This is a genomic window from Arthrobacter sp. DNA4 (assembly GCF_024362385.1).
GTDB lineage: Bacteria > Actinomycetota > Actinomycetes > Actinomycetales > Micrococcaceae > Arthrobacter.
The window spans coordinates 2,250,328-2,263,072 of sequence record NZ_CP101466.1 but is presented as its reverse complement, the minus strand read 5'-3'; the positions used below and the strand labels follow the sequence as shown (position 1 = coordinate 2,263,072).

The window sequence follows — 12,745 nt, the reverse complement described above, 5'->3', positions numbered from 1 at the left end:
GCCTTGGACAGCATAGTTCACCAGCTGTTTGCGTGGAATGACTTGCGGCGCTGGCACAACCGGCGGGAAACCTTATCGATCGTACGCGTCCCCGGCATGAGGTCAAAACACGGGCTGCGCCAGGAAAGAGTGGATCCGGTCCAGTTCGGCGGGCGTGATTCCGCGCCGGGGATGGGGCGAGACGGTAAGGATCCGCCTGCCCAGGAACCGTGCCCAGCGCTGCGCTTCTGCCTCGAACGCCAACTGGTCATCCACCCAGGCGACGGCTTCGGGCCCGGTGCTTTCGACGTCATCCTGGATGGCCCTTAGTTTCCACCAGCCGGTCCCACCGGCCGCCCCGTCCGCGCTCAGGTACGGCCAGCGGCTGCCCTTCAGCCCGACGGCGGGACACAGGTATTGGGGCGCCAGTTCCTCCCAGCTGGTGAGCCAGACACAACGCAGCCCGGGGGTCAGGGCCAGGGTGTTCAGCCCCGCAACGAGTTCAGCTGCGAACGTGACGGGCAACAGCCCGGCGTCGGCCTGCTGCCAGGGGGAACCCCAGCCGGTGGTTCCCTGGGGGCCGAACGGGCAGACCACGCCGTCGACGTCCAGGTAAAGCGTGCAGCCCACGGCGCAACCCCGCGGCTGCTTCAACCCTGGTGGAACTGTGCCGGGCGGGGGCCCGCATCCAGCTCCGGGGCGATCTTTCCCTCAAGGGCGGCCAGGGTGACGTCAGGGAGGACGATGAGGCCGTCCAGCTCGCGCCGGGCCCGTTTGTAGGCTGCCTGCCGTTCCGCCGGGGTAGCCGCCTGGTCCTCGGCGAGCATCAGCAGCTTGCGGGCCGTGGCCAGCCGTTCACGCTCGGGTCCGCTGAACCTGCTGTCCCGGATGCGGCGGGCTTCGCGCTCGGCAACATCGAGGGCCACGGCATAGTTGTTGACCGCCTGCCGGTAGGCCTCCAGTCCGGACGCGGACCGAAGGTCCCCGGGCGAGACGGGGCGCTGGCCATCGGCGTCCCGCTTGGCGCGAAGGAAGGCCACGGTGAGCGGTTCACGGACATCGGTCATGAGTGGGAAGTCGATGAGCTTGCCCACGTCGAGCTCGTACTCGAGCCACCGGCGGTTGGTGGCGTCGTGTGTGGCCATTAGGGCCTGCACCTCGGCAGCGGAAGCCTTCTCTGCCTCCAGTGCCTGGTTCTTGAGCTCGTACAGTTCAACCCGGCGCCGGTGCCGTCGTTCTCCCGCGCGCCGCCAGCCGCCTGCCCACCGGCCCGCGAACGCCATCAGTGGAAACACCATCCACCATTTGTCGGACAGGAACTCCATGAAGGACCTCACCCGTTAATCCTCGCAGTCCCAAGCCCGTGCCTCAAGGACTGGGGCCGTCCTTACAGAGCGGGCCCGGCCTTGAAGGAGCGGGCCCGGGGTGGGAAAGCAAGGGACGGCACCGGCGGGCGGTCAGGCAGCAGTCCGGCCGGCCCGCCGCCCACCCGGGGGTCAGGGTGCCGCCGTCGCCCGGGCTGCGTTGACGTTGACCAGCCAGGCGACACCGAACCGGTCCGTGCACATGCCAAAAACGTCACCCCATGGCGCCTTCTCCATGGGAACGGTCACCGCTCCCCCATCGCCACTCAGCTTCTCGTAGTACCCGCGGAGCTCCACCTCGTCATCGCCGCTGAGCGAGATGGAAATGGAGGACCCCGGGTGGTACTCCATGCTGTTCGGGGTGTCAGCGCCCATGAGAACCAGGCCCTGGGTGGTGGTCAGGATGCCGTGCATGATCTTTTCCGCTTCCGCGGGGTCCTCGCTGGCCTGGAAGTCGGCGAACGTGCTGAGCGTGAGTTCGCCGCCGAAGACGGACTGGTAGAAGTTCATGGCATCGCGGGCATTGTCACGGAAGCTGATGTAGGGATTGAGGATTGTTGGCATGGCAGGATCTCCTTCACAGGGGCCGGGACTGCTGCGGCCGGGACTGGGGCACTCAACATCCTGCCCCATCCGGCGGCGGGCGGGTAGGGGAAGACTCCCCTGTTCACCCCTCGTTTCAGGGTACGAAACGGTAGCCTGCCCCGGCTTGGGTCAGCAGGTGCCGCGGGTTGCCGGGGTCCTCCTCCAGCTTCCTTCTCAGCTGGGCCATGTAGACGCGGAGGTAGTTGACCTCCTTCCGGTAGGACGGCCCCCAGACCTCGGACAGCAACTGCTGCTGCGAGATCAGCCGGGACGGGTTCCGGACCAGGATTTCGAGGATGCTCCACTCCGTGGGGGTGAGCCTTACCGGCTGCCCGGCACGCAGGACCTGCCGGGCCACAAGGTCAACGGTGAACCCGGCGGAGCTGACCACGGGGCGGGATTGAGGCTCCGGCACCCTGCGCAGCAGGGCACGCAGCCGTGCCAGCAGTTCATCAAGCCCGAATGGTTTGGTGATGTAGTCGTCGGCGCCGGCGTCCAGTGCGCCCACCTTGTCCGGGGGCCCGTGGCGGGCGGACAGGACCAGCACCGGCGCGGCGCTCCAGCGGCGAAGGTTCCGCAGGACTTCGGTCCCGTCCATGTCCGGCAACCCGAGGTCAAGGACCAGCAGATCCGGTGCCTGGCGCGAGGCCGCGGCAAGGGCGGAGGCGCCGTCCACGGCCGTGTCCACGGCGTAGCCGTGCGCGGCAAGCGTGATCCGAAGGGCCTTGAGGAGGTGCGGATCGTCGTCGATGACCAGTACCCGCGCTGCAGCGGGCAGGCCCCCGGCTTTGGTGCCGGCGTGGTTGGCGGTCATGGCTGGCCCGCCGCGGTGGTGGGCTCGCTGCTGCCTGGGAACCCACCAGCCGGGGTACCGGCCGGGATGCCGGTGGAGAGGGGCAGCCGGATCACCATGGTCAGGCCGCCGCCGGGGGTTTCGGCAGCTGTAAGCGTGCCCCGCATGGACTGGATGAAGCCCTGGGCCACTGACAGGCCGAGCCCTATGCCGGTGGACTGGGACCGGTCGTCGAGCCGCTGGAAAGGCCTGAACATGTCCACCACCTTGCGGGCAGGAACCCCGGGGCCGTGGTCGATAATCTGCAGTTCACCGCAGGGATGGCCGCCAAGGACGTTGCCGTCCGGACCGCCCGCCACCACCACACGGCTTCCAGCGGCGTATTTCAGCGCGTTCTCCAGGATGTTGGCGACCACCCGCTCCAGCAGGCCGGGATCGGCGTCAACGGGTGGCATGTTCGGAGGCAGCGCCACCGTCACCGCCCCTGCCGGCAGTCCGCGGAGGGCGGCGTCCACCACCTCGGTCCAGCGGACCGGACCCAGCAGGGGTTCCACCGACTGGGCGGTAATGCGTGACATGTCCAGGAGATTGCCCACCAGCAGGTCCAGCCGGTCGGTGCAGGCGTCGATGGTCTCCAGCAGGTCCTGCTGCTCTGCCCGGGTGTAGGAGACGCCGTTCTGCAGCAGTCCCCCGGCGGCCAGTTTGATGCCGGCCAGGGGCGTTCGAAGGTCGTGGGAGACGGCCCGGAGAATGGCGGTCCGCATGACGTTGCCCTCGGCGAGGCGGAGGATTTCATTCCTGGTTGCGGCCAGCTGCCGGCGTTCGAGCTGCGCTTTGACGTGCACTGCGAAGGCTGCCAGGAGCCGCCGCCCGGACGGCGGAACCACACGGCCCGCCAGCACCAGGAACGTTTCCCCGTCCACCGGTTCAACCGTGGTTCCGGGAGCACCCGGCATCACCGGCCAGCCGGTCGCATCCCCGGCCGCGGCGATCACCTGCCATGCGCCGCGCCCAGGGCCCGCCCCGCCGTCGCCAGCCAACCCGCCGTCGTCAGCCCACCCGGCGTCGTCAGCCCACCCGGCGTCGTCCACCATCAAGCCGTCAACCATCACACTGCCGGGCGTCGCCTCATTCGCGGACCCATTCCGGGCAACGGACCCGCCCTCCGCCGCTGCTCCGCGCTCTGCCACTACCCCGGACGGGGCCCGGCGGGTGACGACGGCGGCACCGTCGGCACCGAAGACGCTGACCGCTTCCGCGAGCAGGCCTTTGAGGTTGTCCTCCTCACGGGATGCGGCCAGGGCCAGGTCGGCCAGCGTGGCTGCCTCGGCCCGCGACGTTGATGCCTCCTTGGACCGCCGGGCGGATCGGTCCACCACCCCTGCCACCGCTACGGCCACGCCGGCGAATACCGCCAGGGACAGGACATCCTGTGGGTCACGGATGGCAAGGTCATACAGCGGCGGGGTGGAGAAATAGTTCACCAGCAGGCTGCTCCACAGCGCACCGGCAACCGCCGGCCACAAGCCGCCAACCAGGGCTACGGCAACCGCACCGGCCAGTTGCAGCAGTGCCGCCGTGGCAACGCTGTGGTCAAAGACTGCAAGCAGCAACTGCAGGCCCGCGGGCAGGACGGCGGCGAGCGCGAAACCGGCCATGACCCTGCGCCGCCCCAGCCCGGTGCGGCGTCTGCGGGTCCTGGCCGCCGCGGGCCGGGGCACCACCTGGACGTCGATGTCCCCTGCCCCGCGCACAACCCTGGCTTCCACGCTTCCACCGGACAGGACAGTAAACCTGCGGCGGCTCTGCCCGACAAGGATGTGCGTGGCGCGCGAAGCCCGGGCGTAGTCCAGGAGGGCCGCGGACACGTCACCGGCGGACAGTGCATGGTAGCTTCCGCCCAGCTCCGCCACCTGCCGCCGCTGGGACTCGAGTGCGTGGGGCGATTCGCTCCCGGCGCCGGAGGGCGTCCGGACGTGGATGGCCAGGATTTCGCCCCCGCCGGCCCGCTCAAGGAGCTTGGCGGCCCGGTGCACCAGGAGGTCTCCGTCGTCGCTGCCGTTGAGGCCGATGACGATGCGTTCCCTAGCCATGACGCATATTCTCCCACCAACGCGCACCACCCAACGCCAGCCGCCGCCGTAGGAACATGGTGCGGTGCGGCCCCCGGGAACGTAGGCTCGGGGGATGGCCAGATTCTTTGACGTTCATCCCCACGACCCCCAGCCACGCGCCATCGCGCAGGCAGTGAAGATCATCCGCGACGGCGGCCTGATCGCCTACCCCACGGACTCCTGCTACGCGCTGGGGGCACAGATGGGAAACCGGGAGGCCCTGGACCGGATCAGGAGCATCCGGCACCTGGATGACAAGCACCACTTCACGCTGGTTTGCCGGGATTTCGCGCAGTTGGGACAGTTCGTGAACATCGGCAACGACGTTTTCCGGAGCATCAAGGCCGTCACGCCGGGCAGCTACACCTTCATCCTGCCCGCCACCAAGGAGGTTCCCAAGCGGCTGCTCCACCCCAAGAAGAAGACGGTGGGGGTGCGCATCCCGGACAACCGTGTGGTCCAGGCGCTGCTCGCCGAACTGGGCGAGCCGCTGCTGTCCAGCACCCTGCTGCTGCCGGACGAGGAGGAACCGCTGACCGTGGGCTGGGAGATCAAGGAACGCCTGGACCACCAGGTGGATGCCGTGATCGACGCCGGCGACTGCGGCGCCGAGCCCACCACCGTTGTCGACTTCTCCAGCGGGGTGGCCGAGGTGGTGCGCCGCGGAATGGGCGATCCGTCCCGCTTCGAGTGACCACCCGCCGGCCGGGGCAGCGGGTCAGTCCTGCTTGCGTGCCCTGCTGGGCTGCACCCGCGGCGGTTCGCCCGGCATCTTGGGGTAGTCGGGCGGGAAGGGCAGTTCTCCCAGGCCGGCCTTGCAGTCACGGTCCCACCACTGCAGCAGGGTGTCGATGGTGCCGGGAGCGGCACTGAAGTCCGCCCACGGGTCACCCACCGTCTTCAGCCGCTCCGGCACGGTAAGGATGGTGAAGTTCTTCGGATCCGCCGATTCCAGTTCATCCCAGCCCAGGGGGCAGGACACGGGGGCGTGCGGGAGGGCCCGCGGACTGTAGGCTCCGGCGATGGTGCGGTCGCGGTTGGCCTGGTTGAAGTCCAGGAATACCCGCCGGCCGCGTTCTTCCTTCCACCAGGCGGTGGTCACCTTGTCCGGGATGCGCCGTTCCACTTCCCGGGCCGCAGCAATGACGGCGTGGCGGACGTCCAGGAACTCGCGGGTGGGTTCGATCGGGGCGTAAACGTGCAGGCCCCGGTTCCCGGAGGTTTTGATGAAGCAGGTGAGCCCGGCCTCGGCCAGGACTTCCTTCAGCACCAGGGCAGCGGGGACAGCGTCGTCGAAATCGGTGCCGGGCTGCGGGTCGAGGTCGATCCGCAGCTGGTCCGGGTTGTCAGTGTTTTCTGCCCGCGAGGGCCAGGGATGGAACACCACGGTGTTCATCTGGACGGCCCACACGGCTGCGGCAGGCTCGTCGAAAACCAGTTGGGGGTGGGACCTCGCACTGGGGTAGACCACTTTGACGGAGCGGATGAACTCCGGCGTGCCCTTGGGCGGGTTCTTGGAGAAGAACTGTTCGCCGTCGATGTTGCCGGAGAACCGCTGGAGCGCCACGGGCCGGTCGCCGTTCGCGGCGATGAATGCCTCCCCCACATCACAGATGTACTTCACCAAATCCAGTTTGGTGAGACCCAGGTCCGGCCAGAGAACGCGGCTGGGACTGGAAATGCGCATGTCGCGCGGTCCGTTGGGGCCTTGCACGGTAATGGTGGTCTGTTCACTCGCCATGGGGACAACGTACACCCCGCCACCGGCGGGGATGGGTACATCCGCCACCCTCCGGCATGATGGAGCCATGCCAGCATCCGATGAGCAGCTCACCGTCGCCGTGGGGGACGCCTCGTTTTCCGCCGTCTATGCCCGCCCCGCAGAGCCCACCGCCACCGTGGTGGTGGCACACGGCGCTGGTGCCGGCATGGAGCACCCTTTCCTTCACGGCTTCACCGATGCCCTGAACAGCCTGGGCCTGGCCACCCTGCGCTTCAATTTCCCCTACCGGGAGGCAGGGCGGAAGTTCCCTGACCGTCCTCCCATGGCCATCGCCGCCTGGCGGGCCGCCGTGGCCGCCGCGCGGGCGCAGGCAGACGCCCACGGTGACCGCGGCCCCGTGTGGGCGGCAGGCAAGTCGTTCGGGGGGAGGATGGCCTCCATGGCTGCAGCCGAAGGCATGGACGTGGCGGGGCTGGTCTACCTGGGTTATCCCCTGCATGCTCCCGGGAAGCCGGAGAAGCTCCGGGATGAGCACCTGTACGGGCTGGGCACCCCGATGCTGTTCCTGCAGGGAACCCGGGACACGTTTGCCACACCGGGGATCCTTGAGGATGTCGTCTCCCGGATCGGGCCCAACGCCGTGCTCCAGTGGGCGGAGGGCGGTGACCACTCCTTCGCGGTGGCGGGAAAGAAGCGACCGGCCGGGGAAGTGGGTGCATCCCTGGCAGCTCCTGTGGCCGCGTTCATCGCAGCGCACAGCTAAGGAGGCGGTCCTCCCCGCACATGCCGGTCCGCCTCATGACAGGGGCGCCCGGAGCACGGCTACCTGCGTTGCTTGGCGCGTGCGGTGGCGGGGGCTAACCAGGGGTCCTCGGGCCAGGGGTGTTTGGGGTAGCGGCCGCGCATTTCGCCCCGGACCTGGGTGTACGGGCCGGACCAGAAAGAGGTCAGGTCATCCGTCACGGCGAGGGGCCGCCGGGCCGGGGAGAGCAGGTGGAACAGCACCGGGACACGGCCGTCCACCAGCCGCGGGGATTCGGCGAGTCCGAAACACTCCTGCAGTTTCACGGCAACGACGGGCGCCGCACCATCATCGCCGGGTTCCGGGTAATCGATCCGGATGCGGGAGCCGCTGGGGACTTGAAGGCTTTCGGGGGCCAGCTCACCCAGCCGGGCAGCTTCCGGCCAGGGCAGGAGGCGGCGCAAGGGGTCCGCCAGGTCAAGGGAGCCCACCGGTTTCCCGGCCGCAAGGTCCTCCAGTTCGGGCCCCAGCCACTCTTCCAGCCGCTCCAGCAGCGCGGTGTCCGACACATCCGGCCAGGGCTCTCCCAGCTGGCGGTGCAGGAATGCGAGCCTGCGCCGGAAGGAAGCCGCCGCCGTCGACCATGGCAGGGCCGCCAGCCCCTGGGACTGCAACGCAACCGCCACAGCCCTCCGTCCCTGTTCGGCGCTGGGGCGCACCGGTGTGGCCGAGAGCACGATGGCACCCAGCCGCCGTGTCCTGCGCGCACTCAGCCGGCCTCCGCTGAAGTCCGCTTCCACCGTGTCTGCCAGCAGGTGCGACGCCGCTGTTTCGGCCATGGCGGCGGCCAGGGGCGCGGCGGCCCGGATCACGGCGCCGGTGCCCCCTGCGTCCCGGCCCGAGGCCCGGGACACTTCGGCCACGGCCAGCCACTCGTGGCCTGACAACGTGCTGCCCGCGGGCAGTCCTGCCCGGGTGCCGGATGTCAGCAGGTACTGTCCTGCCCCCTCGCTGCCCGGCACGCGGCGGGCTATGCGGTCGGGAAACGCGAGGGCGACGACGGCGCCCACCGCGTCGGGGTTCCCCGCGGCGCTGGGGGAATCCGCGGCGCTGGGGGAATCCGGCAGGGCGACCGCGCCCGTCCGCTGCGCCATGGCAGCCAGCCGCCTGGACTCTTCCGCCCAGCGCCTTCCCGCCGGGCCCTTGTCCGCACGGAGCTGCGCCAGCAGCCTGGGCAGGTCGCCGCCAGGTGCGCGGTGGTCTCCGGAGACCGCGGCCACCACTTCGGCGGCGAGCCGGTGGCCGGTGGAGGCGCCGCCGTCGAGCAGTGCCCGGGCCAGCCGTGGATCGGCGGGGATGGCGGCGAGGACCCGGCCCGCGGCCGTCACCTGCCCGTCGTCCGATACCGCGCCCAGTTCCCGGAGCACCTCGACGGCGTCGTCCATGGCCAGGCGCGGCGGCGCGTCCGGAAGCATGAGTCCCTTCCCGCCGGGCGCTCCCCAACAGGCAAGGGTGAGGGCGGCGCCGGTCAGGTCCGCCACGTTGATTTCCGGGGTGACGTGGGCCGGAGCCGCACCGTAGGCCTGCTGGGTGTAGCAGCGGACCACCCTCCCCGGGCCCTGCCGTGCGGCGCGGCCGGCGCGTTGGTCTGCCGACGCCCGGGAGCAGGAAACCGTGACCAGCCCGCTCATGCCGCGGCCTGAGTCACGCCGCGGTTCGCGGGTCAGGCCGGAATCGACCACCAGCCGGACGCCAGGCACCGTCAGGGAGGACTCGGCAAGATGGGTCGAGACAATGATCCGCGGAGGATCTCCAGGATTCCGCCCCGACACAGCCCGGTCCTGCTCCGATGCCGCCACCTGGCCGTGAAGTTCGAGCACCTCTACGCTCCGGCCCAGCCGGCCGCGGAGCGCCGCGGCCACGTGCGAGACTTCCCTGGCGCCCGGAAGGAACACGAGGGCATCCACTGCGTTGTCCGCGGTGAGCGCACGTGCGTGGGCGTCCGCCGCTGCCGCTGCAACGTGGTCCAGGAAGGCAGGCGCCACTCCCCTGGCGTCCAGCCGCGCCGCCGGTGCCGGGAGCCACTGCACTTCCAGCGGATAATTCACTGAAGCACAGCCGACCACGGGCGCCGGGCCACCGCCGTCGGAATCGGCCAGCAGTGCCGCGAACCGGGTTGCGTCCAGCGTGGCGGACATGGCGACGACGGCGAGGTCGCCGCGCAGCGCACGGACCTCCGCGATCATGCCGACCAGGAGGTCCGTTTCCAGCCCGCGCTCGTGCACTTCGTCCAGGACGACGGCGGCCGTCCCGTCAAGCGCGGGATCTGCCAGCAGGCGTCGCAGCAGGATGCCCGGGGTGACAAACTCAACCCGGGTGGCCGGGCCCGCCTGGCGTTCCCCCCGGACCGTGTAGCCCACGCGGTAAGCCAGGCCGCTGCCGTCCAGGGCGGAGAGGCGGCGGGCGGCGGCCCGGGCGGCAACCCTGCGGGGCTGGGTGACGATGACGCGGCCGGACTGGCCATACAAATTGGCGAGCAGCGGCGGAACAAGCGTGGTTTTGCCGGTTCCCGGCGGAGCCTGGACAACGGCGGCGCCGCTTTTCAACGCCTGCCGCAGTGCGGGCAGGGAGCCTTGGAAGGCTAGACCGGCACCGATGGCAGCAAGGTCGAAAGCGCCGCGGCGGGGTTGCCGTCAGGAGGAATCATCCGTCCATTCTGCCCTGACGGGGAAGCACTCCTCCGCCGCGCTCAGGGTTTGCCTTGGCTCCTGCCCTTGCCTTTGGCTTCCTTTGCGGTGTCCGACCGTTGTGAACCGGGCGCTTCCGGGGCGGGGGCAGGTGCCGGAGCGACGGCCTCGACAACTGGGGCCACCGGGCTGGGCCCGGTCCCGGCGGTGTCTGCCAGGGCAGGGGCAGGCGCAGGGGCGGCGCCGTCCGGGGCCGGCGCTGCCGGGGCGGACGCAGCTGCCACCTCCGTGGCGATGTCCGCCCGGACGGCCGAAAGCGCGTCCTCGATGCCGCGGTAGCGGGCAGCCGAAACACGGCCTGCCGCCGCGGCTTCGCCGAGGTCTTTTTCGAGCGCCTGCAAGGCGGCCAGCGCCCCGTCCATCCTGTTCTCCGAGGCAGCCTGGCTGATGCTCAGCACGCGGATCTGGAAACCGCGCAGTACGTCGTCGTCCGTGCCGCCCGGGCGGGCGGCTGCCGCTCCCGCGACAAGGGCTGCGACCAAGGCGCAGCACAGGATAATCAGGGCGCGGACCCGGCGGCGGGGTACGGGAGTGGACGCCCGCGCCGGAGCGGGTCCGGCCGGTTTCTCCGGGTCAGGCCGCATGCCTGCCCCGCATCGGAAGGGTGGACGCGGAACGCACGGGCAGGACCGTGACAGTGGCGGTATCAACTGCGGGCGTCGGCACCGCAGCCACGCGCACCGGAGGGGCCGGCCGCGCCATGAGGATACGGGCTGCAGTTCGGAGGGCAGTGGCGATCAGCAGGCCAATGCCAACCCCGAGCAGCACGTGGTAAGCCAGGTAGTGCTGGGCCGCCCCGGGGCCACCTGCCGCCGCCACCGCAGCACCGCCCAAGGTCAGCGCCAGTGACAGGGCCGTACCGAATATTGCGCCCATGGCTCCTGCTCCCATCCCATTTAATCAGCAAGCTTACTAGTAATGCTCAGTAAGCTTACTACCACATGGGCCGGAAGCAAGAGTGCGGAGGCGGGGGCCGGAATCAGCCCGCCGTTTCGAGCAGGTGCCCGGCCGGCGCGAGACCGGCGTACCGGCCCTTGAAGAACAGCAGGGGCTCGGCGTCGCCCCGCGCGTGGAGGTGCCGCACGGCAGCCACCACAATAGTGTGGTCACCGCCGTCGTACTCTGCATGGAGGTCGCAGTCGATCCAGGCGAGCGCGTTCTCCAGCACCGGATTCCCCAGCGGCGAGGGGGCGTGCGCGACGCCCGCGAACTTGTCCGTTCCCGGGCGGGCAAACTGTCCGGCGAGGTGCTGGTGTTCCGCGGGGAGGATGTTGACGGTGAATGAACCGGCCCTGCGCAGCACGGGCCACGTGCTCGATGTGCGTGCCGGGCTGAAGGTCACGAGCGCCGGGTCCAGCGACAGTGAGGCAAAGGACTGGCAGGTGAAACCCACGGGCCCGCCGGGGGTGGAACCGGTGACCACGGTCAGGCCGCTGGCGAATGTTCCGAAGATATCCCGAAGCCGGCGGGGAGCAAGATCTGAAGTGACTGTCATGGAGTGGCCTCTCATCTGGAGCGTTACCTCACCAAACCATCAGCCAAGCGGCCCGCTCAAGCCGCCCGAAACACGCGGACGCGTACCGCAACGAAAGGTCACGGCCGTACATCCGGCGTCATCGGGGCCAGGCCCTTATGCCGGCTGCGTCCGCTGGTCCAGCGCGGCGAGCAGGCGGCGGACAGAGCCGCCGAGGTTCCAGTCGATGGCCAGCCGCTCAAGTTCGGCGCGCCGGTCACCCGTCACCGGCTTCAGCAGGGCACCCGCCTGCTCAAGCGTGGGCAGCTCGAGGTCGCGCACCAGGCGGACGACGGCGGGAGCTGCTTCGAGGTACGCGCCGGCGGCGGAGAGTTTGGCCCGGACAGGACTGGACACGCCGCCGTCGTCGTCTTCCGCCGCCGCCAGCAGCCGTTCCAGGGTGCCGTACTTGAGCAGCAGGGATGCCGCCGTCTTCTCGCCGATCCCGCCCACGCCGGGCAAGCCGTCGGACGCGTCGCCGCGCAGCGTGGCGTAATCGGCGTACTGCTGCGGGAGGACCTTGTACTTGGCCACGACGGTTTCTTCGGTGATGGCTTCGAGGTTCTTCATGCCGCGGGCCGTGTAGATCACCCGGACCCCACGGTCGTCGTCGCACACCTGGAAAAGATCCCGGTCGCCCGTGACGACATCCACAGGAAGGCCGGCACGGCTGGCATAGGTGCCCACGACGTCGTCGGCCTCATGCTCTGCTGCCCCCACAATGGCGATGCCCGCCAACTCCAGCACGCGGCGGATCATGGGCAGCTGCGCCTCCAGGCCCTCAGGCACCACTTCCACGTCCGTGCCGCCCGGGACTGCACGGGCCACCCGGTGGGCTTTGTAGGTGGGGATCAGGTCAACCCGCCACTGCGGCCGCCAGTCATCATCCCAGCAGGCCACCAGGTGGGTGGCCCCGTAATCGGTACTGAGCCGGGCGATCATGTCCAGCAGCCCGCGGACGGCATTGACCGGCGTGCCGTCCGGTCGGCGGATGGTGTCCGGCAGGCCGTAGAAGGCGCGGAAGTACAGGGAGGCAGTGTCGAGCAGCATGAGGCGCTGGGGCATACCTCGATCCTCACATGGAAACGGCCGGCCGGGCAGCAGCCGCGACCTCCGCCGTGGCGCCTGGAACGACTGCGCGGTGATTCCCAGTCCCAGGAGGACCCGGCCTGCCTGCTCGAACCG

The 12,745-nt window shown here is 69.8% G+C and carries 13 protein-coding genes; 2 read left to right on the top strand and 11 right to left on the bottom strand.

Features of this window, described 5'->3' with window-relative positions; all coding sequences use genetic code 11:
• Positions 1-102 precede the first annotated feature (102 nt).
• From NMQ03_RS10350 to NMQ03_RS10330, 5 genes are all read right to left on the bottom strand, one after another.
• Positions 103-609: an HAD domain-containing protein gene (locus NMQ03_RS10350; protein ID WP_255175503.1), complete on the bottom strand. Its 507-nt coding sequence runs from the start codon at positions 607-609 to the stop codon at positions 103-105.
• A 20-nt stretch (positions 610-629) separates the two neighbouring features.
• Positions 630-1,304 (bottom strand): hypothetical protein, encoded by a 675-nt coding sequence (locus NMQ03_RS10345; RefSeq protein ID WP_255175582.1) that lies wholly within the window; start codon positions 1,302-1,304, stop codon positions 630-632.
• A gap of 171 nt (positions 1,305-1,475) precedes the next feature.
• The gene (locus NMQ03_RS10340; protein WP_255175502.1) at positions 1,476-1,907 is read right to left on the bottom strand and encodes a VOC family protein; all 432 of its coding nucleotides are present in this window, start codon (positions 1,905-1,907) and stop codon (positions 1,476-1,478) included.
• A 115-nt stretch (positions 1,908-2,022) separates the two neighbouring features.
• Positions 2,023-2,742, bottom strand: a complete 720-nt coding sequence (locus NMQ03_RS10335; RefSeq protein ID WP_255175501.1) for a response regulator — start codon at positions 2,740-2,742, stop codon at positions 2,023-2,025.
• Positions 2,739-4,814, bottom strand: coding sequence for a DUF4118 domain-containing protein (locus NMQ03_RS10330; protein ID WP_255175500.1), 2,076 nt, complete (start codon positions 4,812-4,814; stop codon positions 2,739-2,741). Before NMQ03_RS10330 ends, NMQ03_RS10335 begins: the two co-directional genes overlap by 4 nt.
• Positions 4,815-4,908: 94 nt before the next feature.
• On the opposite strand from NMQ03_RS10330, the gene NMQ03_RS10325 reads away from it, so the two are divergent.
• Positions 4,909-5,529 (top strand): L-threonylcarbamoyladenylate synthase, encoded by a 621-nt coding sequence (locus tag NMQ03_RS10325; RefSeq protein WP_141160539.1) that lies wholly within the window; start codon positions 4,909-4,911, stop codon positions 5,527-5,529.
• 24 nt (positions 5,530-5,553) lie between these two features.
• On the opposite strand, the gene ligD is transcribed toward NMQ03_RS10325, so the two are convergent.
• On the bottom strand, positions 5,554-6,576 hold the full coding sequence (gene ligD / locus NMQ03_RS10320) for a non-homologous end-joining DNA ligase (protein ID WP_255175499.1): 1,023 nt from the start codon (positions 6,574-6,576) through the stop codon (positions 5,554-5,556).
• A gap of 67 nt (positions 6,577-6,643) precedes the next feature.
• On the opposite strand from ligD, the gene NMQ03_RS10315 reads away from it, so the two are divergent.
• The gene (locus NMQ03_RS10315) at positions 6,644-7,321 is read left to right on the top strand and encodes an alpha/beta family hydrolase (protein ID WP_255175498.1); all 678 of its coding nucleotides are present in this window, start codon (positions 6,644-6,646) and stop codon (positions 7,319-7,321) included.
• Between the two features lie 59 nt (positions 7,322-7,380).
• On the opposite strand, the gene hrpB is transcribed toward NMQ03_RS10315, so the two are convergent.
• From hrpB to NMQ03_RS10290, 5 genes are all read right to left on the bottom strand, one after another.
• Positions 7,381-9,927: an ATP-dependent helicase HrpB gene (hrpB, locus tag NMQ03_RS10310; RefSeq protein WP_255175581.1), complete on the bottom strand. Its 2,547-nt coding sequence runs from the start codon at positions 9,925-9,927 to the stop codon at positions 7,381-7,383.
• Between the two features lie 122 nt (positions 9,928-10,049).
• Positions 10,050-10,529: a hypothetical protein gene (locus tag NMQ03_RS21055; protein ID WP_303695336.1), complete on the bottom strand. Its 480-nt coding sequence runs from the start codon at positions 10,527-10,529 to the stop codon at positions 10,050-10,052.
• A gap of 91 nt (positions 10,530-10,620) precedes the next feature.
• Positions 10,621-10,923: a hypothetical protein gene (locus tag NMQ03_RS10300; RefSeq protein ID WP_255175497.1), complete on the bottom strand. Its 303-nt coding sequence runs from the start codon at positions 10,921-10,923 to the stop codon at positions 10,621-10,623.
• A 103-nt stretch (positions 10,924-11,026) separates the two neighbouring features.
• The gene (locus NMQ03_RS10295; protein ID WP_255175496.1) at positions 11,027-11,542 is read right to left on the bottom strand and encodes a flavin reductase family protein; all 516 of its coding nucleotides are present in this window, start codon (positions 11,540-11,542) and stop codon (positions 11,027-11,029) included.
• A gap of 135 nt (positions 11,543-11,677) precedes the next feature.
• The gene (locus tag NMQ03_RS10290) at positions 11,678-12,625 is read right to left on the bottom strand and encodes a 5'-3' exonuclease (protein ID WP_255175495.1); all 948 of its coding nucleotides are present in this window, start codon (positions 12,623-12,625) and stop codon (positions 11,678-11,680) included.
• Positions 12,626-12,745: the final 120 nt, after the last annotated feature.